The organism is Yokenella regensburgei (genome assembly GCF_051486985.1).
In the GTDB taxonomy this organism is placed as follows: Bacteria; Pseudomonadota; Gammaproteobacteria; order Enterobacterales; family Enterobacteriaceae; genus CBFFRJ01.
Genome location: NZ_JAHVDV010000039.1, coordinates 1 through 26,894, shown reverse-complemented (window position 1 = coordinate 26,894; position 26,894 = coordinate 1). Strand labels below are relative to the sequence as shown.

Below are 26,894 nucleotides of genomic sequence, written 5' to 3'. Positions count from 1 at the left end.
TCTGGCACCTTATAACGTCGGTTTCTCTATACAGGCCAGCAACAGCTCAAACGCCGCGCCCATCTCCTCTTCTTCCATTGCTGCAAATCCCATCAGCAGTCCTTTCATCGGTCTGTCGCCCGCGTAATAGCGTGAAAGGGCGCGCACCAGAATGCCCCGCTCATTCGCCCGTTGGGCAAGCGCGACATCATCACAGTCTTCAGGAAGAGATAACACAAGGTGCAGACCCGCGTTATCGTTAAACTCGCTCAACGCCTCTTTACCCAATGCCCCGACAATCAGGCCTGCCAGCCGTGCTCGTCGACGGGAATAAAGGAGCCTCATGCGACGAATATGGGCCGTGTAATACCCTTCGCTGATAAACAACGCCAGCGCCTCCTGGTCCGGTAAGCGCCCGCCGCGATAAAGCTCCGTATGCGCGGTTTTCAACGCCTGCATTAACGGACGTGGCAGCACCAGATAGCCCAGACGAAGCCCCGGATAGAGCGTCTTACTGAACGTACCCGTATAGATAACCGGCGCGTCATCCACCAGTCCCTGCAGCGCCGGTATCGGATGGCCGGAGAAACGAAACTCGCTGTCATAGTCATCTTCCACAATCCAGCTCCCCGTCTGCCGCGCCAGCGCCAGCAGACGCTGACGCCGTTCCAGGCTCATCACACAGCCGAGTGGATACTGGTGAGACGGCGTGACGAATATCAGTTTTGGCGGCCCCTCTCCGGCTTCGGGTGGGTCCATGCCGGCCAGATCAACAGGGATCGGCTCCAGGATCACGCCATTCATCGACAGAACATTACGAATTCCCCAGTACGCTGGCTCTTCAATCCATGCGCTGTCGCCGGGGTTACACAACATGCGTGAGACCAGATCGATAGCCTGATGGATGCCTTCCGTTATCAGGATCTGTTCAGCGCTGCACTTTACTGAACGGGAGATGCGCAGGTAGTCCACCAGGGCGTGCTGCAGCGCCGGGCTACCGCCTGCATTGCTGTATGAGAGCTGACTTGCCTGCGAGGTGCGGCTTACCCGGCTCTGAATTTTACGAAACAGGGCATGGGGAAAGGCGCCCACATCCGGTACGCCTGGCAAGAATGCCCCCCACTGGCGTGGGCTGGCGCTGCTGCGCTGCAGGAGATGCTGTCCACGATTTGAGAGATGTGACGGGAGGTCGCCTGTGGCATCGTCAGAATGAGATGCGGGTGCCGAGAGCAAACTATCAGGCACGGTCCTGGCGACAAAGGTCCCGCTGCCGGTACGTGAAACCACATATCCTTCGGCCAGCAGTTGTTCATAGACCGTCAACACCGTATTACGTGACAGCCCCAGTTCGGCGGCCAGGTCCCGGCTGGGGGGCAGACGGCTTTGCGGGGGCAGGCTTCCATCCAGAATAGACAGGCGAATCGCGTTATATAATTTCTTATGCAGCCTGCCATCCCGCTGAGCGCCCAGGCGCAACTGCAGTAAGTCACTGACGAGTGAACGCAACTGGATCCCTTAATTATTCAAAACTGGTACTCGATTATAGGACCGCTTATGGCATTGTGACAAAAGATGATGGCGGCGAGATCAATCCATGACGGGGGAGTACAACGTGAAAAATAATGAATTACAACAACGCCGTTTAGCGGCTACGCCACGCGGGATAGGCGTAATGTGCGGCTTCTATGCTGATAAAGCCGAAAATGCCACGCTCTGGGATGTTGAAGGTAATGAAGTGATCGATTTCGCGGCGGGTATCGCGGTGCTGAACACCGGGCATCGCCATCCGAAGGTGGTTGCCGCCGTGGAAAAGCAGTTGCACGCTTTTACCCACACGGCATACCAGATTGTCCCGTATGAGAGTTATGTCTCGCTGGCGGAACGGATCAACGAACGTGTCCCTGTCGAAGGCCCGGCGAAAACGGCTTTTTTCTCTACCGGTGCTGAAGCGGTAGAGAACGCGGTAAAAATTGCCCGTGCCCATACCCGGCGTCCCGGGGTGATTACCTTTGGTGGTGGTTTTCACGGTCGCACCTATATGACCATGGCGCTGACTGGCAAAGTCGCACCCTACAAAATCGGTTTTGGCCCCTTCCCCGGTTCTATTTTTCATGCGCAATTTCCAAATGCCCTGCATGGCGTGAGCACGGCTGAGGCGATGAAGAGCCTGGATCGTATTTTCAAAGCGGATATCGCCCCGGACCAGGTAGCGGCCATTCTCCTTGAGCCCGTACAGGGGGAAGGGGGGTTCAACATTGCCCCCGATGATTTTATGCAGGCGCTGCGTAAACTTTGTGACACGCACGGCATTCTGCTGATTGCCGATGAAGTGCAGACCGGCTTTGCCCGTACCGGAAAACTGTTCGCAGTGGAGCATTACAGCGTCAAACCCGATCTGGTTACGATGGCGAAAAGCCTGGCGGGCGGCCTGCCGCTCTCTGCCGTTTCCGGTCGTGCCGAGGTCATGGATGCGCCCGCGCCCGGTGGGCTGGGCGGGACTTATGCCGGTAACCCACTGGCGGTCGCGGCGGCGCATGCGGTACTGGATGTGATTGAAGAAGAGCATCTGTGCGAGCGTGCTAATCATCTGGGTCAACACCTGGTGGAAGTGCTGACCAAAGCGAAAGCGGACTGTCCGTTCATTGCGGATATTCGCGCGCAGGGATCGATGGTCGCAGTAGAGTTTAACGACCCGGACTCTGGCGCGCCGTCACCGGAATTTACCCGGCAGGTGCAGGATAACGCACTGGCAGCGGGGCTGTTATTACTGAGCTGCGGGGTCTACGGCAACGTGATTCGTTTCCTTTATCCGCTGACTATTCCAGAGGCTCAGTTCCGCAAAGCGCTGGATATTATTCATCACGCGCTGACACGATAAACCTGATGGATAATCTGAAGCCGCCTTCTGGCGGCTTTCCTGCATTATTCATCCTGCTGTTATATAACCTTCAAAAATGTTGTTCCAAATTTCAGAAAATGGGGTATGTTTTAGCAGAGAATGCTGCAAAGGCACGGGAAGACGCTCTCAGAACTACCATCATATTCTTTCCTTATGACTGTAGACAAAATAATGTGCCGAACAACAACATCACAACAAATTCAATCACCACAAGAATGGGGAACCTCAGGATGAAAATGAAGGGTAAAGCGTTACTGGCAGGATGTATTGCGTTAGCAATGAGCAACATGGCATTTGCCAAAGATATTAAAGTTGCCGTTGTCGGTGCAATGTCTGGCCCGGTTGCGCAGTACGGTGATCAGGAATTTACAGGTGCTGAGCAGGCTGTCGCAGACATTAATGCCAAAGGCGGTATTAAAGGCGACAAACTGGTTATCACTAAATACGACGATGCATGTGACCCGAAACAAGCGGTCGCGGTAGCGAACAAAGTGGTTAACGATGGCATTAAATACGTTATTGGCCACCTGTGCTCCTCTTCTACTCAGCCTGCGTCTGATATCTATGAAGATGAAGGCATTCTGATGATCACCCCGGCGGCGACCGCACCTGAGCTGACCGCTCGTGGTTATAAGCTGACTCTGCGTACCACCGGCCTTGACTCAGACCAGGGCCCAACCGCCGCAAAATACATCCTTGAGAGCGTGAAGCCACAGCGCATTGCGGTCATTCACGACAAACAGCAGTACGGTGAAGGTCTGGCGCGTGCCGTGCAGGATGGCCTTAAAAAAGGTGGCGCGAACGTCGTCTTCTTTGACGGCATCACCGCAGGTGAAAAAGATTTCTCTACCCTGGTCGCGCGTCTGAAGAAAGAGAATATCGACTTCGTTTACTACGGCGGTTACCACCCGGAAATGGGCCAGATTCTGCGTCAGTCTCGTGCGGCAGGGCTGAAAACCAAATTCATGGGGCCGGAAGGCGTAGCGAACGTTTCCCTGTCTAACATTGCGGGCGAATCAGCTGAAGGCATGTTAGTAACCAAACCGAAAAACTACGACCAGGTTCCGGCAAACAAACCTATCGTAGATGCGATTAAGGCGAAGAAACAGGATCCAAGCGGCGCATTTGTCTGGACCACCTACGCTGCACTGCAGTCCCTGGCTGCGGGTCTGAACCAGAACGCAGAACCGGCTGAAATTGCCACCTGGCTGAAAGCGAACTCCGTTGAAACCGTGATGGGGCCGCTGTCCTGGGACGAAAAAGGTGACCTGAAGGGCTTTGAGTTCGGCGTGTTTACCTGGCATGCGAACGGTACGGCCACCGACGCTAAATAATTTGACCTTCGCCTTTCGCACTACAAGGGCGCTGGCTGCATCCGTTAACCCCGGTCACTTACTGATGTAAGCTCCTGGGGATTAACGTCTTTGCCATCTTCCTGTAGCACGAAATTCCTGGTCAAATCTGCACCAGAATAAAAGCAAAAAGGCAACGCAAGTTGCCTTTTTTAATGTTTGCTCCCCGTGGGCTGAAGAATCCCCAGAAATATGACGTTTTGCAGCGATATCACGGCGCAATGAGAATTAGACAGTCACCGCGATGACTGGGTCCGGCTGAAAATCGATGAGGCGTTGACGGCTGGCCGGGAGCCCGGGTCGCCAGGGTGGTGGCGGTGAACCACCCTGGCACGTTCACGGGTTCTGACACTACAGACAAGCAAGGAACATAAGGTGAACGGAATGACCACAAGAGCCGCATGTTTCCCCTCACCCTAACCCTCTCCCCGGTGGGGCGAGGGGACCAGGCTGGCTGGCATTTTTTGTGGGGATTCCTCTCAGCCCTGTGGGAGAGGGCCGTTATGAGGGCATCAGGCCGGAGCGCCCTAACGCTTCACCCAGCCATCATTCTGCGCGGTAAAGCCCATAGCCTGGGCGAAAGCGGCCATAATCGAACGGTCTTCTACGCCAACTTCGGTGATCCACCAGGTGGTAATGCCCGGATTATCGGCAATCACTTCGTCCAGCAAATATTTCCCGACACCACGGCGACGGGTGACGTCACGCACGCGCAGGGAATCCAGTGCCCCTTGCGTACCAAGCAGTGTTACTCGCACCGCACCTAATAAACGATCGTTGAAGCGTGCCGCGTAAATACGATGAGATTCATCTACCTGCAGCGATGCAGGAGAGTATTCCGGCCAGACTTTAGCTAAATCAATATGATCCTGGTCGGTAAAGTTCACCAGACGGATGATAGTCAATTTCATGTACAGCGTGTCCCTGTCTTTCAAGATAAGGGCAGTGTAAACAATTTCCCCTGACGCGGGCTGTTACTTTTTTATTTTTCGTTTTGCAGGCGATTACTTTTAAGGCAGGCGATGTTGCAGTTTTAAACATTAGAGATCAAAAACCAGGTAGCATTTTCCCCTAAAAGGTAGCGTTTTATTCCGCTCTTTGTGCCATTATTTTATGCTGCCAACTGAACTTTTTTGGTTTATCTCCTGATAAATTCAGAATATTATCTTTGCTTAATCGCCTGAAAAATAGAGTATTTAGTCTTGTTTTTGCCAAAAAACTGCGCTAAACCATTCATGGCACTGGTAAAAATAGCGTTGTCTATTAAAAGTACAGAATGCTTTTTAACCATAAAAAAACAAAATTTTCACACTAGAGATTCATGTCGTTGCGACATGACCTGATAAACAGGTGTGGCACTACATCACGAACGGGGATTTGAAGTATGAAAAGGAACGCGAAGACAGTTATCGCGGGGATGGTTGCATTTGCAATGTCCCATACAGCCATGGCGGCAGATATTAAAGTAGCGGTTGTGGGTGCGATGTCCGGTCCGGTTGCTCAGTGGGGTGACATGGAGTTCAATGGCGCACGTCAGGCCATCAAAGATATCAACGCAAAAGGCGGCATCAAGGGCGATAAACTGGTTGCCGTGGAATATGACGATGCCTGTGACCCGAAACAAGCCGTGGCTGTCGCTAACAAAATCGTAAACGACGGCATACAGTATGTTATTGGCCATCTCTGTTCATCCTCAACCCAGCCCGCGTCAGACATTTATGAAGACGAAGGCATTTTGATGATCTCCCCGGGTGCAACGAACCCGGAACTGACCCAGCGCGGCTATAACTACATCATGCGTACCGCAGGACTGGACTCCTCTCAGGGGCCTACCGCCGCGAAATATATTTTGAGCGCCGTTAAGCCGCAGCGCATTGCCATTATTCATGACAAGCAGCAGTACGGTGAAGGTCTGGCGCGCTCTGTTCAGGAAAGCCTGAAAGCCAGCGCCGCCAATATTGTCTTCTTCGACGGTATCACCGCAGGCGAGAAAGATTTTTCTGCGCTGGTGGCGCGTCTGAAGAAAGAAAATATCGATTTTGTTTACTACGGTGGTTATTACCCGGAGATGGGCCAAATCCTGCGTCAGGCTCGTGCAAATGGCCTGAAAACGCAGTTTATGGGTCCGGAAGGTGTGGGTAACGCCTCCCTTTCGAATATTGCGGGCGATGCGGGCGAAGGCATGCTGGTCACTATGCCAAAACGCTATGACCAGGACCCGGCCAACCAGAGCATTGTCAATGCGCTGAAAGCAGAGAAAAAAGATCCGAGTGGACCATATGTCTGGATCACGTATGCCGCCGTGCAGTCACTGGCGCAGGCACTTGACCGCGCGGGTAGCAACGAACCGCTGGCGCTGGTGAAAGATTTAAAAGCCAACGGGGCTAAAACCGTAATAGGGCCGCTGAACTGGGATGAGAAAGGCGATTTGAAAGGATTTGATTTTGGTGTCTTTCAGTGGCACGCCGATGGGTCGTCTTCGGTAGCTAAATAACTCATCCCGTTATTGCGGGTTTAAAAGGTTACGTTATGTCCGAGCAGTTTCTCTATTTCTTGCAGCAGATGTTTAACGGCGTCACGCTGGGAAGCACGTATGCGTTGATCGCCATTGGTTACACCATGGTTTACGGCATTATCGGCATGATCAACTTCGCCCACGGCGAGGTTTATATGATTGGTAGCTATGTCTCCTTTATGATCATTGCTGCCCTGATGATGATGGGTATTGACGCAAGCTGGCTGTTAATTACCGCAGGCTTTGTCGGCGCAATCGTAATTGCGAGTGCGTATGGCTGGAGCATTGAACGGGTGGCCTATCGTCCGGTACGTAGCTCTAAGCGCCTGATTGCATTGATTTCCGCTATCGGGATGTCCATCTTCCTGCAGAACTACGTCAGCCTTACCGAAGGGTCGCGCGATGTGGCGCTACCGAGTCTGTTCAACGGTCAATGGACCGTAGGCAGCAGCGAAAACTTCTCTGCGACCATCACCACCATGCAGTTAGTTATCTGGGTGGTGACCTTCGTTTCTATGCTGGCGCTGACCATATTCATTCGCTACTCCCGCATGGGCCGTGCCTGCCGCGCCTGTTCGGAAGATCTGAAAATGGCCAGTTTGCTCGGTATTAACACCGACCGTGTCATTGCGCTCACCTTTGTTATCGGTGCAGCGATGGCGGCGGTAGCGGGGGTATTGCTCGGTCAGTTCTATGGCGTTATCAACCCGTATATCGGCTTTATGGCGGGCATGAAAGCCTTTACCGCCGCAGTATTAGGCGGTATCGGCAGCATTCCTGGTGCCATGATCGGTGGTCTGATTCTGGGCGTGACGGAATCGCTCTCCTCTGCATACCTGAGTACGGAATATAAAGATGTGGTGGCTTTTGCCCTGCTGATTATCGTGCTGTTGGTGATGCCGACCGGTATCCTGGGTCGCCCGGAGGTTGAAAAAGTATGAAACCGATGCATTTTGCGATGGCGCTGCTCTCTGCTGCCATGTTCTTCGTGCTCGCGGGCGTCTTTATGGGCGTGCAGTTAGAGCTGGATGGCACCAAACTCGTGGTCAACACCGCGGCGAGCATTCGCTGGGAGTGGGTCTTCATTGGCACCGCAGTTGTGTTCTTCTTCCAGCTTCTGCGTCCGGTGTTCCAGAAGAGCCTGAAAAACGTCTCTGGCCCGAAATTCATCCTGCCCGCGATTGACGGTTCTACCGTTAAACAGAAATTGTTCCTGGTTGCCCTGTTGGTGGCGGCCGTAGCATGGCCATTTGTGGTTTCACGCGGCACTGTTGATATCGCCACCATGACCATGATTTATATCATCCTGGGGTTAGGACTGAACGTGGTGGTGGGGTTGTCCGGCTTGCTGGTGCTCGGTTACGGCGGCTTCTACGCCATCGGCGCGTACACCTTTGCGCTGCTGAATCACTATTACGGGCTCGGTTTCTGGACCTGCCTGCCGCTCTCGGCGCTGGTCTCCGCGGCGGCGGGCTTCCTGCTCGGTTTCCCGGTACTGCGTCTGCGCGGTGACTATCTGGCGATCGTGACCTTAGGCTTCGGTGAGATAGTCCGTATTCTGCTGTTGAACAATACCGAAATTACCGGTGGTCCGAACGGTATCAGCCAGATCCCTAAACCGACCTTGTTTGGCCTGGAGTTCAGCCGCAGCGCGCGTGAAGGCGGCTGGGATACCTTCAGTAACTTCTTCGGCGTGCCGTATGACCCGAGCGATCGCGTTATTTTCCTTTATTTGGTGGCGCTGTTGCTGGTGGTCTTCTCGTTGTTTGTGATTAACCGCCTGCTGCGTATGCCCCTGGGCCGTGCCTGGGAAGCCCTGCGTGAAGATGAAATTGCCTGCCGTTCTCTGGGGCTGAACCCGACCCGCATCAAGCTGACCGCGTTTACCATTAGTGCTGCTTTTGCAGGTTTTGCCGGTACGCTGTTTGCAGCTCGTCAGGGCTTTGTCAGCCCGGAATCCTTTACCTTCGCGGAATCGGCGTTTGTACTGGCGATTGTAGTGCTGGGCGGTATGGGGTCCCAGTTTGCGGTCATCCTCGCAGCGATTCTGCTGGTGGTGTCGCGCGAGCTGATGCGTGATTTCAATGAATACAGTATGTTGATGCTGGGTGGTTTGATGGTATTGATGATGATCTGGCGTCCGCAGGGCTTGCTGCCGATGACCCGCGTACAGTTGAAACTGAAAAATAGTCAGGCGAAAGGAGAGCAGGCATGAGTCAGCCACTGTTATCCGTTAATGGCCTGATGATGCGTTTTGGCGGCCTGCTGGCCGTTAATAACGTGGCGCTTGATTTACATCCTCAGGAAATTGTCTCCCTTATCGGGCCGAACGGGGCAGGTAAAACCACGGTGTTTAACTGCCTGACCGGCTTTTACAAGCCGACCGGCGGCACCATTATGTTGCGTGACCAGCACCTTGAGGGGCTACCGGGACAACAGATCGCCCGCATGGGCGTGGTGCGTACGTTCCAGCACGTGCGTCTTTTCCGTGAGATGACGGTGATTGAAAACCTGCTGGTGGCACAGCATCAGCAGTTGAAAACCGGCGTGTTCTCTGGCCTGTTGAAAACGCCCTCATTCCGCCGCGCGCAAGCAGAAGCTCTCGATCGGGCGGCTATCTGGCTGGAGCGTATTGGTTTGTTAGCGCACGCTAACCGCCAGGCCAGTAACCTGGCGTATGGCGATCAGCGTCGCCTGGAAATCGCCCGCTGCATGGTTACCCAGCCGGAAATTCTGATGCTTGATGAACCGGCCGCTGGCCTGAACCCGAGAGAGACCAAAGAGCTGGATGAGTTGATTGTTGAACTGCGCAGTCACCACAACACCACCATCCTGCTGATTGAGCATGATATGAAACTGGTAATGGGCATCTCCGATCGTATTTACGTTGTAAACCAGGGAACCCCGCTGGCGAACGGTACCCCGGAAGAGATCCGTAACAACCCGGACGTGATCCGCGCATACCTTGGTGAGGCATAAAATGGAAAAAGTCATGTTGTCTTTTGACAAAGTTAGTGCCCACTACGGCAAAATTCAGGCGCTGCACGACGTCAGCCTGCATATCAATCAGGGCGAGATTGTGACCCTCATTGGTGCCAACGGTGCCGGGAAAACCACGCTGCTGGGGACGCTCTGCGGCGATCCACGTGCCACAAGTGGTCGTATTGTCTTTGATGACAAAGATATTACCGACTGGCAGACGGCAAAAATCATGCGTGAAGCGGTCGCGATTGTTCCGGAAGGGCGTCGCGTATTCTCCCGTATGACGGTGGAAGAGAATCTGGCGATGGGCGGCTTCTTTGCTGACAGCGAACAGTTCCAGAGCCGCATTAAGCGTGTTTACGATCTCTTCCCGCGTCTGCATGAACGTCGGGTGCAGCGTGCGGGGACCATGTCTGGTGGTGAGCAACAGATGCTGGCGATTGGTCGTGCGCTGATGAGCCAGCCGCGTTTGTTGCTGCTTGATGAACCCTCGTTGGGTCTGGCACCGATCATTATCCAGCAGATTTTCGACACCATCGAACAGCTGCGTAAAGAAGGAATGACCATCTTCCTCGTCGAGCAGAACGCCAACCAGGCGCTGAAACTCGCGGATCGCGGCTATGTGCTGGAAAACGGCCACGTGGTGCTGGAAGACACCGGTGATGCGCTGCTGGCTAACGAAGCGGTACGTAGCGCCTATCTGGGCGGATAGGTAAAAGCAAAACGGCAACGTTGTTAGTTGCCGTTTTTAGTGTTTGCTCCCTCTCCCTGTGGGAGAGGGCCGGGGTGAGGGCATCAGGCCACACATTACCTCGCCATCTAACCTTCACCAATTCATCATCCTGTCATCATCTCTCTGACGCCTGGTTGTCACTTTATTGTAATTAAACGGTTATTTTTCTGTAATTCGAGCGTGTCATGTTACCTCGCGAGCATAAAACGCGTGATATCGCGCATCCGGCACAACAAGAGAGAAAACCGAATGACACCGTTACGACACACAGCTTTAGGTCTGGCACTTGGGTTGATCTTCGCAGGCAACGCAATGGCCGCTACATCTATCCCGTTCTGGCATTCCATGGAAGGGGAACTGGGTAAAGAAGTTGAATCCCTGGCGCAACGTTTTAACGAAACCCACCCGGATTACAAAATTGTGCCGGTGTACAAAGGGAACTACGAGCAGAGCCTGAGTGCCGGCATTGCTGCGTTCCGTACCGGTAATGCGCCTGCCATGCTGCAGGTTTATGAAGTGGGCACGGCGACCATGATGGCCTCGAAGGCAATTAAGCCAGTCTACGAAGTCTTTAAAGATGCCGGTATCACTTTCGACGAATCTCAGTTCGTCCCGACCGTGTCCGGTTACTACACCGACTCTAAAACCGGTCACCTGCTGTCTCAGCCATTCAACAGTTCCACGCCGGTGCTGTACTACAACAAAGACGCTTTCAAAAAAGCCGGTTTAGATCCTGAGCAGCCGCCAAAAACCTGGCAGGACCTGGCAGCTTACACGGCCAAACTCAAAGCCTCAGGGATGAAGTGCGGTTACGCCAGCGGCTGGCAGGGGTGGATCCAGATCGAAAACTTCAGCGCCTGGCACGGTCTGCCGGTCGCCACTAAAAACAATGGCTTCGATGGTACGGATGCTGTGCTTGAGTTCAATAAGCCAGAGCAGGTGAAACATATCGCGATGTTGCAGGAGCTGAATAAGAAGGGCGATTTCAGCTATTTTGGTCGTAAAGATGAGTCTACCGAGAAGTTTTACAACGGTGACTGCGCCATCACGACCGCCTCTTCTGGTTCTCTGGCAGACATTCGCCATTACGCCAAATTTAACTACGGTGTTGGCATGATGCCTTACGACGCTGACGTGAAAGGCGCACCGCAGAACGCCATCATTGGTGGTGCCAGCCTGTGGGTCATGCAGGGCAAAGACAAAGCCACTTATACCGGCGTTGCTCAGTTCCTGGAATTCCTCGCTAAACCAGAAAATGCGGCTGAATGGCACCAGAAAACGGGCTATCTGCCTATCACCACTGCGGCGTATGAGCTGACCCGTAAAGAGGGTTTCTACGACAAGAATCCAGGGGCTGATATCGCCACCCGTCAGATGCTGAACAAGCCGCCGTTGCCGTTCACCAAGGGTCTGCGTCTGGGCAACATGCCGCAGATCCGTACCATCGTGGATGAGGAACTGGAAAGTGTGTGGACCGGTAAGAAAACCCCGCAACAGGCGCTGGATGCCGCTGTAGAGCGTGGTAATCAGCTGCTGCGTCGTTTCGAGCAATCCACGAAGTCTTAATAGCTTACACCCTCACCCCGGCCCTCTCCCTGAAAGGGAGAGGGTGCAAACCATCCCCTCGCCCCTCTGGGGAGAGGGTTAGGGTGAGGGGAAAATACAACGCAGAGCTTAACTATGTCCTCATCCCGTCCGGTGTTTCGTTCGCGCTGGCTGCCCTATCTGCTGGTCGCGCCCCAACTGGTTATAACCGTTATATTCTTTATCTGGCCTGCGGGCGAAGCGCTGTGGTACTCGGTACAGAGCGTTGATCCCTTCGGGCTTTCCAGCACCTTTGTCGGGCTGGACAACTTTTCCGCCCTGTTCCGTGACAGCTACTATCTCGAGTCCTTCTGGACGACGATGCGCTTCAGTGCGCTGGTAACCTTTTTTGGCCTCTTCAGCTCCCTGTTTTTTGCCGCCCTGGTGGATAACGTGGTGCGCGGCAGCCGCATTTATCAGACGCTGATGCTGCTGCCCTATGCCGTCGCCCCGGCGGTTGCTGCCGTGTTATGGATCTTCCTCTTCAACCCAGGCCGCGGGCTGATTACCCATTTTCTTGAGCAGTTCGGCTACGACTGGAACCACGCGCAGAACAGTGGTCAGGCGATGTTCCTGGTGGTCTTCGCCTCCGTCTGGAAGCAGATCAGCTACAACTTCCTGTTCTTCTTCGCCGCGCTGCAATCCATCCCGCGTTCATTGGTTGAAGCCGCCGCGATAGACGGTGCCGGGCCGGTTCGTCGGTTCTTCAGGCTCTCACTGCCGCTGATAGCCCCGGTGAGTTTCTTCCTGCTGGTGGTCAACCTGGTTTATGCCTTCTTTGACACCTTCCCGGTCATTGACGCCGCGACGGCGGGTGGTCCGGTACAGGCCACGACGACCCTGATTTACAAGATTTACCGAGAAGGTTTTGTTGGACTGGATCTCTCGGCGTCTGCCGCACAGTCGGTGGTGCTGATGTTCCTGGTTATCGTGCTGACCGTCGTCCAGTTCCGTTATGTTGAAAGTAAGGTGCGTTACCAATGATTGAGAACCGCCCCGGGCTAACCTTATTCAGCCACGTTATGCTGATTCTGGGCATTGTGACGATCCTGTTTCCCATGTACGTCGCCTTCGTCACCGCCACGCTGGACATTAACGCCGTCTATGACACGCCGATGACGCTAATTCCTGGCACCCATTTGTGGGAAAACCTGCGCACCATCTGGACGCAGGGCGTGGGGGTAAACAGCGCCCCGTTCTGGCTGATGCTGACCAACAGTTTCATCATGGCCTTCTCCATTACCGTGGGGAAAATCGCGGTGTCGATGCTCTCCGCTTTCGCTATCGTCTGGTTTCGCTTTCCGCTGCGTAATCTCTTCTTCTGGATGATTTTTATCACCCTGATGCTGCCGGTTGAAGTGCGTATTTTCCCGACCGTGGAAGTCATCGCCAACCTGAAAATGCTCGACAGCTACACCGGCCTGACGCTGCCGCTGATGGCCTCAGCGACCGCCACCTTCCTGTTCCGTCAGTTCTTTATGACCCTGCCGGATGAGCTGATTGAGGCGGCGCGCATTGATGGGGCCTCACCGATGCGCTTTTTCCGGGATATCGTGCTGCCGCTCTCCAGAACCAACCTTGCGGCGCTGTTTGTCATCACCTTTATCTACGGCTGGAACCAGTATCTGTGGCCGCTGCTGATTATCAGTGACGTCAACCTGGGCACCGCAGTCGCAGGCATTAAGGGCATGATCGCCACGGGCGAAGGCACCACACAATGGAACCAGGTGATGGCGGCGATGTTGCTTACGCTGATCCCTCCGGTCGTTATCGTTTTAGCCATGCAGCGCGCGTTCGTGCGTGGCCTGGTAGACAGTGAGAAATAAGATGGCAGGATTAAAATTACAGGCTGTAACCAAAAGCTGGGATGGCGGAAAAACGCAGGTTATTCAGCCACTAACCCTTGATGTGGCTGATGGCGAATTTATTGTAATGGTAGGGCCGTCAGGCTGTGGTAAGTCGACGCTGCTACGCATGGTTGCGGGGCTGGAGCGCGTGAGTACCGGCGATATCTGGATTGACAGTCAGCGCGTGACGGAAATGGAACCCAAAGATCGTGGGATTGCGATGGTGTTTCAGAACTACGCGCTCTACCCGCACATGAGCGTGGAAGAGAACATGGCGTGGGGGCTGAAAATCCGTAACATGGGCAAAGAGCATATTGCCGAGCGGGTCAAGGAAGCGGCCCGTATTCTGGAGCTCGATGGCCTGCTCAAGCGCCGCCCTCGTGAGCTCTCCGGTGGTCAGCGTCAGCGCGTCGCTATGGGGCGGGCAATAGTGCGTGACCCGGCGGTGTTTCTGTTTGATGAACCCCTCTCTAACCTCGATGCCAAACTGCGCGTGCAGATGCGTCTTGAGTTACAACATCTGCATCGTCGTCTGAAAACCACCTCCTTGTATGTGACCCATGACCAGGTGGAGGCGATGACCCTGGCGCAACGCGTGATGGTCATGAACAAAGGTGTTGCAGAGCAGATTGGTACGCCGATAGAAGTTTATGAAAAGCCGGCCAGTCGTTTTGTGGCGAGCTTTATCGGCAGCCCGGCAATGAACTTACTGGATGGTCGCATCAGCAGCACCGGCACCCATTTTGAACTCGACAGCGGCATGGCACTGCCGATTAACTGGTTCTACCGCGGCTATGCCGGGCGCAAAATGACGCTGGGTATCCGCCCGGAACATATTGCGTTAAGCTCACAGGCCGCAGGTGGGGTACCGCTGGTACTGGATACCCTGGAAATGCTCGGTGCGGATAACCTGGCGCATGGTCGCTGGGGCAACCACAAACTGGTGGTGCGTTTGCCCCATCAGGAGCGTCCGGTGCAGGGCAGTACATTATGGCTGCATCTGCCGGAAAATCACCTGCACCTCTTCGACGGTGAAACAGGACAACGCATATGAGCAACTGGCCTTACCCCCACATCGTCGCCCACCGTGGCGGCGGAAAACTGGCACCGGAAAACACGCTGGCGGCAATTGACGTAGGTGCCCGCTACGGTCACACCATGATTGAGTTTGACGTCAAGCTGTCAAAAGACGGGCATATTTTCCTGCTGCATGATGACAATCTTGAACGCACCAGTAACGGCTGGGGTGTGGCGGGTGATCTAACGTGGAACGATCTGCTGAAAGTGGATGCAGGCAGCTGGTTTAGTCGGGAATTTAAGGGCGAACCCCTGGCGCAACTGTCCGACGTCGCCGGGCGTTGCCGCGACCACGGGCTGCTGGCAAACATAGAGATTAAACCGACCACCGGCACAGGCCCACTGACCGGGAAAACCGTCGCACTGGCGGCTCGCGAGTTGTGGCAGGGCATGACGCCGCCGCTGTTATCATCCTTTGAGATTGATGCGCTGGAGGCGGCGCAACAGGCAGCACCGGAACTGCCCCGTGGTTTGCTGCTGGACGAATGGCGGGATGACTGGCATGCATTGACGACGCGTCTCGGCTGCGTCTCCATTCACCTTAATCATCGTCTGCTTGACGAGGCGCGTGTTGCCGCGCTGCGTGACGCTGGATTGCATATTCTGGTCTATACCGTCAACAACCCGCAGCGTGCAGCAGAGCTGTTACGCTGGGGCGTTGACTGTATCTGCACCGATGCGATTGACGTCATCGGTCCCCATTTTCAACCTTAGGGCGTGACCGTCTTCAACGGAATATTGGCCTGCGGTGTGCTGACAGAGTGCTGATTCAGCATACCGTTGGTCTGTTGGGATGGCAGCATATGCTGTTGCTGGGTTAGCGGCGCATCGCTGTTGACACTCTGATTCAACATGCCGCCATGGGTGTTGGGTAAGATTTGTTGCTGACCCGCATTGAGTTCGCCCGGTTGCGACTGGCGTACCCGCTGAGAGTTGTTATTAATCTGTGATTCAAGATGCTGTTGTTGCAGGCGGGTTTGCGTCTGCAAATTTTGATTCAGCATCCCCTTTTGCTGCTGTTGCTGGTTGAGCATTTGCGTCTGCATTCGCTGCTGACTGGGTATCTGATAACCCGGCTGGTTAGGGTTATTCAGGGTATTTAAAGGCTGTGCGAATGCGGTAAACGGCAAAAATGCCGCCACAAGAATCAGTGGTTTCATGGTCATCTCCTCCGTGTGAGGCTTCTCCTAAGTTTACTTGCTTTCAGACATTTCGATGATCTTTTAAGAGTTCTGAACCAGGCTTAAGCGGGGACTGTCGCCCCAATTGAAGGAGAAGGACGATGATGAAGCAGAAGTTTGCACGTTGGGTGGCCATCGCCGCTCTGACGGCGGGAGGATGTTTTAGCGTTGCAGCCGCCCCTCCGCCTGTCGCGGCGCCTGCGCCGGTATCCTATGGGGTTGAGGCCGATGTCTTTCACCCGGTTCGCGCCAGGCAGGGTATGGTGGCCTCGGTTGACGATACCGCCACTCGGGTCGGGGTTGAGATCCTAAGGCAAGGGGGGAATGCCGTAGATGCTGCCGTGGCGGTAGGTTACGCGCTGGCAGTGACGCACCCTCAGGCAGGTAACCTCGGTGGTGGTGGGTTTATGATGATCCGCACCAAAGAGGGGAACACAACGGCTATCGATTTTCGCGAAATGGCTCCGGCTGCTGCCACCCGTGACATGTTCCTTGATGAGCAGGGTAACCCGGACAGCAAGAAATCACTGACCTCCCATTTAGCTTCAGGCACACCGGGCACGGTCGCGGGTTTCTCTCTGGCGCTCGGGAAATACGGCACAATGCCGCTTAACAAAGTGGTACAGCCCGCCATCAAACTCGCGAAGCAGGGATTTGTGGTCAATGATGCCCTGGCAGATGACCTCAAAACTTACGGTAGCGAAGTGCTGCCGAACCACGACAGCAGTAAAGCCATTTTCTGGAAAGAGGGTGAGCCGCTGACGAAGGGTGAGAAACTGGTGCAGAGCAATCTTGGCAAAAGTCTTGAGATGATTGCTGAAAAAGGTCCCGACGCCTTCTATAAGGGGCCGATTGCCGATCAGATTGCCGAGGAGATGAGTAAAAACGGTGGTCTTATCACCAAAGACGATCTGGCGAATTACAAAGCTGTCGAGCGCACCCCGATTAGCGGCGAGTACCGTGGCTATCAGGTTTATTCAATGCCGCCGCCTTCTTCTGGCGGGATCCATATTGTGCAAATTCTTAATATTCTGGAGAATTTCGATCTCGCTAAATATGGGTTTGGCAGCGCGGACGCCCTGCAGGTGATGGCTGAGGCGGAAAAATACGCTTATGCCGACCGGTCGGAATATTTAGGCGACCCGGATTTCGTTAAGGTTCCCTGGCAGGCGCTGACCAATAAAGAGTATGCCAAATCCCTGGCCCAGCAGATCGACGTTAATAAGGCGAAACCGTCAAGCCAGATTCGCCCCGGTAAGCTTGAGCCATATGAAAGTAACCAGACGACACACTACTCGGTTGTGGATAAAGACGGCAACGCTGTTGCGGTGACCTACACCCTGAACACGACGTTTGGTTCAGGCATCGTGGCGGGGAATACCGGTATTCTGATGAATAATCAGATGGATGACTTCTCTGCTAAACCCGGCGTGCCTAACGTCTACGGGCTGGTGGGCGGCGATGCTAATGCCGTGGGGCCGGGCAAACGTCCGTTGTCCTCGATGTCGCCGACTATCGTGGTCAAAGACGGTAAAACCTGGCTGGTCACCGGTAGCCCAGGCGGTAGCCGCATCATCACAACCGTACTGCAAATGGTCGTGAACAGCATTGACTTTGGGATGAACGTCGCCGAAGCCACCAATGCACCGCGCTTCCATCATCAATGGTTGCCGGATGAGCTGCGCGTCGAAAAAGGCTTTAGCCCTGATACCCTTAAACTGCTTGAGCAGAAAGGGCAGAAGGTGGCAGTGAAAGAGGCAATGGGCAGCACGCAGAGCATTATGGTCGGCCCGGATGGCATGTTGTATGGGGCATCTGACCCAAGGACAGTGGATGATTTAACGGCAGGATATTAAACATAATAAAGGCCCTTTTGCTAAAAAGGGCCTTCACGATGATTAATTAAAAGTTTATATATTTCTGGTGCGAATAAAATATAGAAAATTAAACTAAAGATTTGCGTTTATATAAAATCTCCGCAAAATGTTTATTTTGCCAGGAGGTGCTATGAATGTCAGGAAGAGAATTATCACGGGTTTTACTTATAAAGAACTTTTATGGTTCAAACGTCGATATAAATCCTTAGTCGATCAGGTTTATTCTGAAGGGGAGAGGCCCACGGAAAGCGAGACCGTGATGAATCTTATTTTGCATTATGCAAAGATGTCTGCCGAATACGTCTGGATTGTTAATTATGTCTCATTTTGTTATTTGTTAATCTCTTTTCTATTTATGGATAGCGTTTTTGATATGTATTTCATATCGTTATGTGGTGTTCATGTTTTTATTGTGGCATGTTTCTGTGTAAGAAGTTGCTCAACATTAAGATTACCCTGGCTCACTTATCTCAAACTCCTTAGATTAAGGTGGTGTCTCAGGAAATACTCAAGTAGTGATATTTTTGATGACAAAGATTGCTGATGAATGGAGAATAAGGATGAATGCAAGGGAAATTATTTTATCGATTCTGACGAAGAAAGACCTTTTACCTGAAGGGGCGCTATACGAAAATGAATAAAATTGCCCGAAAAAATGGTATTGCGGTAGATGAAAAGCAAGATTTTATTTATACAATAATGTCCTTATCTGGTTTTTGTGCATCATCCATCGGAATGATTTCTACTATAGCCTTTGTCTTCCTTGTTTTCTCTGTTTTTGAAAATGATGGGTTAAAAGCGTTTTATATTTACGGGGTGATATTCCTTTTTGTAACGACAATGTGTTTGTATCAAGCTAAAAAGAATCTTTCTTTCTCATTTAGTTTATGTTTCAAGATGATTTTGATGAAATATAAGTTCATTTATCATAGTGTTAAGACTCCAAAAGAACTTCCTGAGATATGGATTGTCTACATATCTAGATGATTTATGTCTAAGCCATTTTGGTGATGAATAATTATCAAATTTATAATCTTCATCCAGAAATGTTATTTTGAATTTATAACCCATAGAGCCAGCCTGGATGATTTTTAACATTCTGGATTTCAACAAAAATTATTTCCATAGTCATTGCTCGTTGACATCAGAAGTTAAATTGAATTCTTTGGTGATTTCTGTTATTAAATTCCCAATCTCCTGAATGTATTCCATTCTTGATAATGTGGATTTTATAAAAAATGTAGCCCCGAGGTTGGCGACGCAACATAGCGCTAATGCATAGCGTTCAAGATCGATTCTCAAATAAATGATGGCTGCCGTTCCCATTTTGAATATCCTCTCTTCCCATAAACTCCATGCGCTGGTTCCTGCGGCGATATGTTCCCATAAAACTGGTTCATAAATGAAAGAGATGCTTTCTTACGGCTGACTGTCGTTATGAGTCAATGAGTTTGGATAATAAAAACGTATATGATTTATATGAGCTTTGAGGAGCCTTAGCTGGAAGTAGAATTCCATGCCTCCCCCTCGAGAAGAACGGTAAACTTTAAATATGCATTCAAGTTATTCATTGTTCGCTACAGCGTGAGCTAACAGTGGTGTTGATTTGTCGGTAGGTTTTCTTATTTGGACTGGCTGTACCATGACGTTTTGTTCACGCGTCATTTCGCTTATCAATTCATAAATGAAAATTTCATCTTCATGAGTTGACTGATAGTTGTTACCTATAGATTTTTGCGTTGAACATCCGGAAGATATTAAACCTTGCTGTGTGCCATTTATTGAAAGGTATATTATATTTTCCATTTCTAAATTCCCTTTAGAAAAGTATCTTTTACTATTTATTTAAAGGAAGGTCTATATTTTAAGAGTTTCTATATTTTAGATGTGAGATGGAGCATAAGATGTCGGGTGTTATAGATGTGGAGTATATTTAATAAAAATTATATGTTATTTCTATTAATCACCCCTCTATTACTGAAAGAGGGGTTTTTAAATTTATTTCACCCGCGCCATAAAACAGGCATCCACATATTCACCGTTACGTAGAGCAAATTTCTTGCCGGTGCCTTCCACTTCAAAACCAAACTTGCGGTAGAGCGCCAGCGCCGGGGTGTTGTCGACGAAAACCGTCAGCTCAATGCGCTCAATGCGCAGCCAGTTATCGCAGAGATTGACCATTTCGCGCAGCATAGCACTGCCTACACCACGTCCACGGAATGCGCTGGAAACACTGATGCCAAAGGTGGCCACGTGGCTGCGGCGTGGATTTTGTTCAACATCCACCACCACATGGCCTACCACCACATCGTCAATACAGGCGACAAGGTGGCGGCGGCCGGCTCGTGGTTCCAGTCGCTCCTTCCACATGTCCATAGAAGGATAAGGAAGTTGTAGCGTGTCGTGATAAACCTCCGGATGCGCATTAATCTGACGTAAGGGCTCTGCGTCACGGGCTTCTGCATGGCGGATCACGATGCTACTCATTTCCTTTCTCCTTTTTGAATGTTCCCTTTCAACTTCACCGAGTTGCCAAAGTGAGTCAAGCAGCATTTTTTGCAAAATAGGAGTGGACAAGTGCGAATGATAATGATTATTATTGTCATGCGTTCAGGGAAACCTATGCGGTAATCCTGAAAGCACGACATTGCTCACATTGCTTCCAGTATTTTTTAGCCAGCCGGGTGCTGGCTTTTTTTTTGCTCATTTAGACCATCTGCAGGTTTATCGCTTTGCGCTAAAGAGGCCTCAGTTTTCAACCCCACTACGTTGTTCTTCGTCTGCTCAGGCGGCTGGATATCGGCCTGCCCGATAAACTGACCTCCTTTTTTTATCGCCAGTTGCCGGTATGCGAGGGTGCCATTGATTCGTCCGTTTTCATAAATTTCAACGGTATCTGCGAGGCACTGACCCTGAATCGTCCCGTCAATAATCAGCTCGCGGCAGGTCACGTTACCTTCCACTGAGCCCGTGCGCATAACCTTTATCAGACCTTCAGGCGCCGTGATGTTGCCGTGCAGACTGCCGTGTATGTAGACCGGTGTCGCCGAAACGATATTGCCTTCCACATGCACATCGCTGGCGATAACCGTATTGGTATGTTTTTCCAGTGCGCTGGTCACTGTTTCATTCACCGGAGCGGGTGTGGTCGGCGTGGCAGACGCTTCAGCGGGCTTTTGTTTTTTGAACATCGGTATTATCCATCCTTGAACGAGTTGAATGATAAAGGCAGCAACGGCCAGTAATCCTGCAATACGGGCCAGGGTATGTTCACCCAGACACCAGGCTAACAAGGCAAACAGCCACAATAAAAAAGTGAGGTTGAGCAGGTAGTATTTTCTTTCCATGGAAGATCCTGAGCCACCTTTCGGGATTATCAGCAACGCCTGTGCTGACGTACGTGCAAAAACGCGGCTCTCTTATGCGGAATTGAACGGTTTGCGTCAAGGTCAGACGCAGCACTTTAGGATTTATAAGCCCTTGTATTTTGTTGTTTTATACAGAATAAAGGTGGTGATGTTTCCAGCCATTCAGTTAATGGATGTTTTAATCTCAGACGCCCGGCGGTTTTTATCACCAACTGACTGCGCTAAGGTTTAACGCAGTGACGCAAAACAAGGACCGCATCATGACCCTGAACTGTGCCTTTATCGGCTTTGGCAAAAGTACGACCCGTTACCATCTTCCGTATGTTCTTAACCGCAAAGAGAACTGGCGAGTGAGCCACATTTTCCGGCGCAGCGCGAAGCCGGAAGAGCAGAACCCGCAGTATCAACATATTCATTTCACCAGCGATCTTGATGAGGTGCTCAACGACCCGACAATCGCACTGGTGATCGTCTGTACGCATGCTGACAGCCACTTTGAATATGCAAAACGGGCGCTGGAAGCCGGCAAAAACGTACTGGTCGAAAAACCGTTTACGCCCACTCTGGCAGAAGCCATCACGCTGTTTACCCTGGCAAAAAGTAAAGGACTTACCGTTACGCCTTATCAGAATCGCCGCTTTGACTCCTGTTTCCTGATGACAAAAAAGGTGATTGAGAGCGGCAAATTAGGGGAGATTGTCGAAGTAGAGAGCCATTTCGACTACTACCGTCCTGTTGCAGAGACCAGGCCTGGCCTGCCGCAGGATGGGTTCTTCTATGGGCTGGGCGTACACACCCTGGATCAAATTATTTCACTGTTTGGTCGCCCCGATCATGTGGCTTATGACCTTCGCAGCCTGCGCAATAAAGCCAATCCTGATGATACGTTCGAAGCGCAGCTGTTCTTTGGTGACCTGAAGGCAATCGTCAAAACCAGCCACCTGGTGAAAATCGACTATCCGAAATTCATTGTTCATGGCACCAGAGGATCATTTATCAAGTACGGTATCGACCAGCAGGAGACCAGCCTAAAAGCTAACATCATGCCGGGTGAACCGGGCTTTGCGGCTGATGAAAGCACTGGTGTGCTGGAGTACATTAACGGTGCCGGCGAGACGGTAAGAGAAATTCTGCCGCCGGAGCAGGGGGATTACGGCCAGGTCTATGATGCGCTTTATGCCACCATCAATGACGGGGTGGACAATTACGTCAAGGAATCTGACGTTCTCACTAATCTTGAGATCCTGGAGCGGGCCTTCGAGCAGGCCTCACCAGCCACGGTAACCCTCGCAAAGCAGGGGATTTAAGCTTATTTTAACTTGTTCATTTTTTTTGAACAGAGGAGTCAATTTTCACCCTCTATGATTGCGGTTCGATCGGGTACACACTGACTCCATCGAAACGAACACGAGGGTGAAAACATGATTTACTTACGCAAAGCAAACGACCGTGGCCATGCAAATCATGGTTGGCTGGACTCCTGGCATACCTTTTCATTTGCCAACTATCATGATCCTAACTTCATGGGCTTCTCAGCACTGCGCGTTATCAATGACGACGTAATTGACGCCGGCCAGGGCTTTGGGACTCACCCCCATAAAGATATGGAGATCCTGACCTACGTGTTGCAGGGTGCTGTGGAACACAAAGACAGCATGGGCAACAAAGAGCAGGTACCGGCAGGTGAATTCCAGATTATGAGCGCCGGCACCGGGGTGCGTCACTCCGAGTACAACCCGAGCGCCACCGAGCCACTGCGTCTGTACCAGATCTGGATTATTCCAGAAGCAACGGGCATTACGCCTCGCTATGAGCAGCGTCGTTTTGACGCGAAGCAGGGCCGCCAGCTGGTACTCTCTCCGGATGCCCGTGAAGGCTCCCTGAAAGTGCATCAGGATATGGAACTGTATCGCTGGGCCTTGCTGAAAGATGAGCAGTCGGTTTACCAGGTGGCTGCGGATCGCAAAGTCTGGATCCAGGTAGTGAAAGGGGACGTGACGATTAACGGAACCAAAGCCACCACCAGTGACGGCCTGGCTATCTGGGATGAGCAAGCGCTGTCGATTCATGCGGACAGTGACAGTGAAATTCTGCTCTTTGATCTGCCGCCAGTATGATCCTGCTTAAATAAATGACGCAACCTTCTGGTTAACACCGGAAGGTTGCGTAGTGTCCGTGATAAACTGAGCCATTATTTCTCAGCTTATTACTTCAGGACGATGAAAAAGAAAAGACCCGTACTTCAGGATGTGGCCGATCGCGTGGGCGTGACCAAAATGACGGTCAGTCGTTTTCTGCGAAATCCGGAGCAAGTCTCCATCGCCCTTCGGGGAAAAATCGCGGCCGCGCTTGATGAGCTGGGTTATATTCCCAATCGCGCTCCTGACATTCTCTCCAACGCCACCAGTCGTGCGGTGGGCGTTCTGCTGCCTTCCTTAACCAACCAGGTATTTGCTGAAGTTCTACGTGGTATAGAAAGCGTGACCGACGCATGGGGCTATCAGACCATGCTGGCCCACTTTGGCTACAAGCCTGAGATGGAAGAGGAACGTCTTGAATCCATGCTCTCGTGGAATATTGACGGCCTGATCCTGACCGAACGTACTCACACGCCACGTACACTGAAGATGATAGAAGTGGCCGGCATTCCGGTACTTGAGCTGATGGATAGCGTCTCCCCCTGCCTGGATATCGCCGTTGGATTCGATAACTTCGAAGCCGCCCGGCAAATGACGGCCGCTATCATTGCCCGTGGTCACCGTGGTGTGGCCTACCTGGGTGCACGTCTCGATGAACGTACTATCATCAAACAGAAGGGGTATGAGCAGGCGATGCTCGACGCCGGGTTGACGCCCTACAGTGTAATGGTGGAGCAGTCTTCATCCTATTCTGCTGGTATTGACCTGATGCGACAGGCCCGCCGCGAATACCCGCAGCTTGACGGGATCTTTTGTACCAACGATGACCTGGCCATTGGCGCTGCCTTTGAGTGCCAGCGTCTGGGCTTAAGCATTCCTGATGATATGGCGATTGCCGGGTTTCATGGGCATGACATCGGCCAGGTGATGGAGCCCCGTCTGGCCAGCGTACTGACGCCGCGTGAACGTATGGGGCGTATCGGTGCCGAACGGCTGCTGGCGCGGATTCGAGGTGAAACAGTTACGCCAAAATTGTTAGATTTAGGTTTCACTTTGTCACCGGGTGGATCAATTTAGTCTGACAAATTTGAACTAGCTCACACTTATTCACTTCTGGCATGAATGGATATTGCTTCTCCATTACCCCGGCAGGACAATGTTACCGATAACTGTTACCCGTAACAATTCTCTTTGTCTGAGTGGGAGCTACGCTTTGAGCACGACTAATCATGATCACCACGTCTATGTCCTGATGGGCGTTTCTGGCAGTGGTAAATCCGCTGTCGCCAGTGAAGTGGCGCATCAAATCCATGCCGCGTTTCTCGATGGCGACTTCCTTCATCCGCGCAGCAACATCACAAAAATGGCGGCAGGTGAGCCACTGAATGATGATGACCGTAAGCCCTGGCTGCAGGCGCTGAACGACGCTGCGTTTGCGATGCAACGCACCAACAAGGTGTCGCTGATCGTCTGCTCTTCTCTTAAGAAGCGCTACCGTGACCTGTTACGTGATGGGAATCCGAACCTCTCCTTTATCTATCTGAAAGGCGAATTTGACGTGATCGAACGTCGTCTGAAAGCACGTAAAGGCCACTTCTTTAAAACGCAGATGTTGGTGACCCAGTTTGAAGCACTGGAGGAGCCGGGTGCGGACGAGCGCGACGTACTTGTCGTCGATATCGACCAGCCGCTGGAAGGGGTTGTCGCCAGCACAATTGCAGTAATTAATAAATAAAGGCAGTAGTTTTGAGTACATTAACGCTTGTTTTAACAGCAGTGGGCTCTGTTTTGCTGCTGCTGTTTTTAGTGATGAAAGCACGTATGCATGCTTTCGTTGCCTTGATGGTGGTTTCTATTGGTGCAGGTCTTTTTTCGGGTATGCCGCTCATTAAAATTGCGGCGACGATGGAAAAAGGGATGGGTGGTACGTTGGGCTTCCTCGCCATTGTGGTGGCGCTCGGGGCCATGTTCGGCAAAATTCTGCATGAGACCGGCGCGGTCGACCAGATTGCCGTGAAGATGCTCAAATCCTTTGGTCACAGCCGCGCGCACTATGCGATTGGCCTGGCCGGTCTGATCTGCGCACTGCCGCTGTTCTTCGAAGTGGCGGTTGTGCTGTTGATTAGCGTGGCTTTCTCTATGGCGCGCCACACCGGGACCAACCTGGTGAAGCTGGTCATTCCGCTGTTTGCGGGGGTGGCTGCGGCTGCGGCGTTTCTGCTGCCAGGTCCTGCTCCTATGCTGCTGGCCTCTCAGATGCACGCAGATTTTGGCTGGATGATCCTGATTGGCCTGTGTGCGGCCATTCCGGGCATGCTGATTGCCGGGCCGCTGTGGGGCAATTTTATTAGCCGCTATGTTGAATTGCATATCCCGGACGACATCTCCGAGCCGCATCTGGGCGAAGGTAAGATGCCCTCTTTTGGCTTTAGTCTGGCGCTCATTCTGCTGCCGCTGGTGCTGGTGGGAATGAAGACGATCGCGGCCCGCTTTGTTGCCGAAGGCTCTGGTCTTTACAACTGGCTTGAGTTTATTGGTCACCCCTTTACGGCGATTCTGGTGGCATGTCTGGTGGCAATCTATGGCCTGGCGATTCGTCAGGGCATGGCGAAAGACCGCGTGATGGAAATCTGCGGCCAGGCGCTGCAACCCGCCGGGATTATCCTGCTGGTGATTGGGGCGGGCGGCGTATTCAAACAGGTTCTGGTGGATTCAGGCGTTGGCCCGGCGCTGGGTGAAGCGCTGACCGGAATGGGGCTACCGATTGCAGTGACCTGTTTCGTGTTGGCCGCTGCGGTGCGTATTATTCAGGGTTCTGCTACGGTCGCCTGCTTAACGGCGGTGGGGCTGGTGATGCCGGTGATTGAGCAACTGCATTTTACCGGAGCGCAGATGGCAGCCCTGTCGATTTGTATTGCCGGTGGTTCCATTGTGGTCAGTCACGTGAACGATGCGGGTTTCTGGTTATTCGGTAAATTCACCGGCGCCACCGAAGCACAGACGCTAAAGACCTGGACGTTAATGGAAACCATTCTGGGGACCACTGGTGCCATTGTCGGGATGATTGCGTTTACGTTGCTAAGTTAAGGTATTGCATGGAGAGGTGCGGTCTGATGCCCTCACCTCAACCCTCTCCCACGGAGCTGAGGGATCCCCACAAAATATTTCGAGCACGGAAAGCCCCCTCGCCCCTTTGGGGAGAGGGCCAGGGTGAGGGGAAACATGCGGCTCTTGTGGTCATTCCGTTCACCTTATGTTCCTTGCTTTTCTGTCACGCCAGAACCCGTGAACGTGCCAGGGTGGTTCACCGCCACCACCCTGGCGACCCGGGCTCCCGGCAAGGAAAATCGCCGCTTCGCGGT

The 26,894-nt window shown here is 52.4% G+C and carries 26 protein-coding genes and 1 pseudogene; 20 read left to right on the top strand and 7 right to left on the bottom strand.

The genetic code is table 11. The features are described from left to right. Window positions 1-9: 9 nt before the first annotated feature. Entirely contained in the window at window positions 10-1,485 is a 1,476-nt protein-coding gene (locus KXR87_RS20905; protein ID WP_437434137.1) for a PLP-dependent aminotransferase family protein, read from the bottom strand. A gap of 106 nt (window positions 1,486-1,591) precedes the next feature. Between KXR87_RS20905 and KXR87_RS20900 the strand changes: the two genes are divergently transcribed. Then, a complete protein-coding gene (locus tag KXR87_RS20900; protein WP_437434136.1) occupies window positions 1,592-2,857 on the top strand; it encodes a 4-aminobutyrate--2-oxoglutarate transaminase in 1,266 nt (421 codons plus the stop codon). 251 nt (window positions 2,858-3,108) lie between these two features. Then, the gene (locus KXR87_RS20895; RefSeq protein ID WP_437434135.1) at window positions 3,109-4,212 is read left to right on the top strand and encodes a branched-chain amino acid ABC transporter substrate-binding protein; all 1,104 of its coding nucleotides are present in this window, start codon (window positions 3,109-3,111) and stop codon (window positions 4,210-4,212) included. Window positions 4,213-4,757: 545 nt separating this feature from the next. Here KXR87_RS20895 and panM read toward each other — a convergent pair. Next, window positions 4,758-5,141, bottom strand: coding sequence for an aspartate 1-decarboxylase autocleavage activator PanM (gene panM / locus KXR87_RS20890; protein ID WP_437434134.1), 384 nt, complete (start codon window positions 5,139-5,141; stop codon window positions 4,758-4,760). A 473-nt stretch (window positions 5,142-5,614) separates the two neighbouring features. Here panM and livK point away from each other — a divergent pair, with 473 nt between their 5' ends. The 10 genes from livK (at window position 5,615) to ugpQ (ending at window position 15,682) form a co-directional block, all read left to right on the top strand. After that, window positions 5,615-6,724 carry a high-affinity branched-chain amino acid ABC transporter substrate-binding protein LivK gene (livK, locus tag KXR87_RS20885; RefSeq protein ID WP_437434133.1) on the top strand — a complete coding sequence of 370 codons (1,110 nt, stop codon included), beginning with the start codon at window positions 5,615-5,617 and terminating at the stop codon, window positions 6,722-6,724. A gap of 35 nt (window positions 6,725-6,759) precedes the next feature. Next, window positions 6,760-7,686, top strand: coding sequence for a high-affinity branched-chain amino acid ABC transporter permease LivH (gene livH / locus KXR87_RS20880; protein ID WP_437434132.1), 927 nt, complete (start codon window positions 6,760-6,762; stop codon window positions 7,684-7,686). Further along, window positions 7,683-8,960, top strand: coding sequence for a high-affinity branched-chain amino acid ABC transporter permease LivM (locus KXR87_RS20875; protein ID WP_437434131.1), 1,278 nt, complete (start codon window positions 7,683-7,685; stop codon window positions 8,958-8,960). Before livH ends, KXR87_RS20875 begins: the two co-directional genes overlap by 4 nt. Continuing rightward, the gene (livG, locus tag KXR87_RS20870; RefSeq protein ID WP_437434130.1) at window positions 8,957-9,724 is read left to right on the top strand and encodes a high-affinity branched-chain amino acid ABC transporter ATP-binding protein LivG; all 768 of its coding nucleotides are present in this window, start codon (window positions 8,957-8,959) and stop codon (window positions 9,722-9,724) included. The genes KXR87_RS20875 and livG overlap by 4 nt, the downstream gene beginning before the upstream one ends. A 1-nt stretch (window position 9,725) precedes the next feature. Beyond that, the gene (gene livF, locus KXR87_RS20865) at window positions 9,726-10,439 is read left to right on the top strand and encodes a high-affinity branched-chain amino acid ABC transporter ATP-binding protein LivF (protein ID WP_437434129.1); all 714 of its coding nucleotides are present in this window, start codon (window positions 9,726-9,728) and stop codon (window positions 10,437-10,439) included. Window positions 10,440-10,709: 270 nt separating this feature from the next. Beyond that, window positions 10,710-12,026 (top strand): sn-glycerol-3-phosphate ABC transporter substrate-binding protein UgpB, encoded by a 1,317-nt coding sequence (gene ugpB, locus KXR87_RS20860; RefSeq protein ID WP_437434128.1) that lies wholly within the window; start codon window positions 10,710-10,712, stop codon window positions 12,024-12,026. 114 nt (window positions 12,027-12,140) lie between these two features. Further along, the gene (gene ugpA, locus KXR87_RS20855; protein ID WP_437434127.1) at window positions 12,141-13,028 is read left to right on the top strand and encodes a sn-glycerol-3-phosphate ABC transporter permease UgpA; all 888 of its coding nucleotides are present in this window, start codon (window positions 12,141-12,143) and stop codon (window positions 13,026-13,028) included. Continuing rightward, a complete protein-coding gene (gene ugpE, locus KXR87_RS20850; protein ID WP_437434126.1) occupies window positions 13,025-13,870 on the top strand; it encodes a sn-glycerol-3-phosphate ABC transporter permease UgpE in 846 nt (281 codons plus the stop codon). Before ugpA ends, ugpE begins: the two co-directional genes overlap by 4 nt. A gap of 1 nt (window position 13,871) precedes the next feature. After that, on the top strand, window positions 13,872-14,945 hold the full coding sequence (locus KXR87_RS20845; RefSeq protein ID WP_437434125.1) for a sn-glycerol-3-phosphate import ATP-binding protein UgpC: 1,074 nt from the start codon (window positions 13,872-13,874) through the stop codon (window positions 14,943-14,945). Further along, entirely contained in the window at window positions 14,942-15,682 is a 741-nt protein-coding gene (gene ugpQ, locus KXR87_RS20840; protein ID WP_437434124.1) for a glycerophosphodiester phosphodiesterase, read from the top strand. Before KXR87_RS20845 ends, ugpQ begins: the two co-directional genes overlap by 4 nt. Here ugpQ and KXR87_RS20835 read toward each other — a convergent pair. Next, complete coding sequence (locus tag KXR87_RS20835; RefSeq protein WP_437434123.1) at window positions 15,679-16,128, bottom strand: DUF2756 family protein; 450 nt, start codon at window positions 16,126-16,128, stop codon at window positions 15,679-15,681. The genes ugpQ and KXR87_RS20835 overlap by 4 nt on opposite strands. A gap of 122 nt (window positions 16,129-16,250) precedes the next feature. Here KXR87_RS20835 and ggt point away from each other — a divergent pair, with 122 nt between their 5' ends. Both ggt and KXR87_RS20825 read left to right on the top strand, forming a co-directional pair. Further along, a complete protein-coding gene (ggt, locus tag KXR87_RS20830; protein WP_437434122.1) occupies window positions 16,251-18,005 on the top strand; it encodes a gamma-glutamyltransferase in 1,755 nt (584 codons plus the stop codon). Window positions 18,006-18,659: 654 nt separating this feature from the next. Next, on the top strand, window positions 18,660-19,013 hold the full coding sequence (locus KXR87_RS20825) for a hypothetical protein (protein WP_437434121.1): 354 nt from the start codon (window positions 18,660-18,662) through the stop codon (window positions 19,011-19,013). A gap of 141 nt (window positions 19,014-19,154) precedes the next feature. On the opposite strand, the gene KXR87_RS20820 is transcribed toward KXR87_RS20825, so the two are convergent. The 4 genes and pseudogenes from KXR87_RS20820 to KXR87_RS20805 all read right to left on the bottom strand — a co-directional run bounded on the left by KXR87_RS20820 (window position 19,155) and on the right by KXR87_RS20805 (window position 21,373). Further along, the gene (locus KXR87_RS20820) at window positions 19,155-19,352 is read right to left on the bottom strand and encodes a hypothetical protein (RefSeq protein ID WP_437434150.1); all 198 of its coding nucleotides are present in this window, start codon (window positions 19,350-19,352) and stop codon (window positions 19,155-19,157) included. Window positions 19,353-19,355: 3 nt separating this feature from the next. Then, window positions 19,356-19,832: pseudogene (locus KXR87_RS20815) on the bottom strand (Hcp family type VI secretion system effector); the annotation flags it as partial. Between the two features lie 192 nt (window positions 19,833-20,024). Continuing rightward, on the bottom strand, window positions 20,025-20,513 hold the full coding sequence (gene yhhY, locus KXR87_RS20810; RefSeq protein ID WP_437434120.1) for an N-acetyltransferase: 489 nt from the start codon (window positions 20,511-20,513) through the stop codon (window positions 20,025-20,027). Between the two features lie 185 nt (window positions 20,514-20,698). After that, window positions 20,699-21,373, bottom strand: coding sequence for a bactofilin family protein (locus tag KXR87_RS20805; RefSeq protein ID WP_437434119.1), 675 nt, complete (start codon window positions 21,371-21,373; stop codon window positions 20,699-20,701). Between KXR87_RS20805 and KXR87_RS20800 the strand changes: the two genes are divergently transcribed. The 6 genes from KXR87_RS20800 to gntU all read left to right on the top strand — a co-directional run bounded on the left by KXR87_RS20800 (window position 21,372) and on the right by gntU (window position 26,619). Next, a complete protein-coding gene (locus KXR87_RS20800) occupies window positions 21,372-21,626 on the top strand; it encodes a hypothetical protein (RefSeq protein ID WP_437434118.1) in 255 nt (84 codons plus the stop codon). The genes KXR87_RS20805 and KXR87_RS20800 overlap by 2 nt on opposite strands. 28 nt (window positions 21,627-21,654) lie before the next feature. After that, window positions 21,655-22,701, top strand: a complete 1,047-nt coding sequence (locus tag KXR87_RS20795) for an oxidoreductase (protein ID WP_437434117.1) — start codon at window positions 21,655-21,657, stop codon at window positions 22,699-22,701. Window positions 22,702-22,815: 114 nt separating this feature from the next. Next, on the top strand, window positions 22,816-23,511 hold the full coding sequence (locus KXR87_RS20790) for a pirin family protein (RefSeq protein ID WP_437434116.1): 696 nt from the start codon (window positions 22,816-22,818) through the stop codon (window positions 23,509-23,511). A gap of 102 nt (window positions 23,512-23,613) precedes the next feature. After that, a complete protein-coding gene (gntR, locus tag KXR87_RS20785; RefSeq protein WP_437434115.1) occupies window positions 23,614-24,609 on the top strand; it encodes a gluconate operon transcriptional repressor GntR in 996 nt (331 codons plus the stop codon). A gap of 136 nt (window positions 24,610-24,745) precedes the next feature. Continuing rightward, on the top strand, window positions 24,746-25,267 hold the full coding sequence (gene gntK / locus KXR87_RS20780; protein WP_437434114.1) for a gluconokinase: 522 nt from the start codon (window positions 24,746-24,748) through the stop codon (window positions 25,265-25,267). 11 nt (window positions 25,268-25,278) lie between these two features. Continuing rightward, window positions 25,279-26,619 carry a gluconate transporter gene (gene gntU / locus KXR87_RS20775; protein WP_437434113.1) on the top strand — a complete coding sequence of 447 codons (1,341 nt, stop codon included), beginning with the start codon at window positions 25,279-25,281 and terminating at the stop codon, window positions 26,617-26,619. Window positions 26,620-26,894 lie beyond the last annotated feature (275 nt).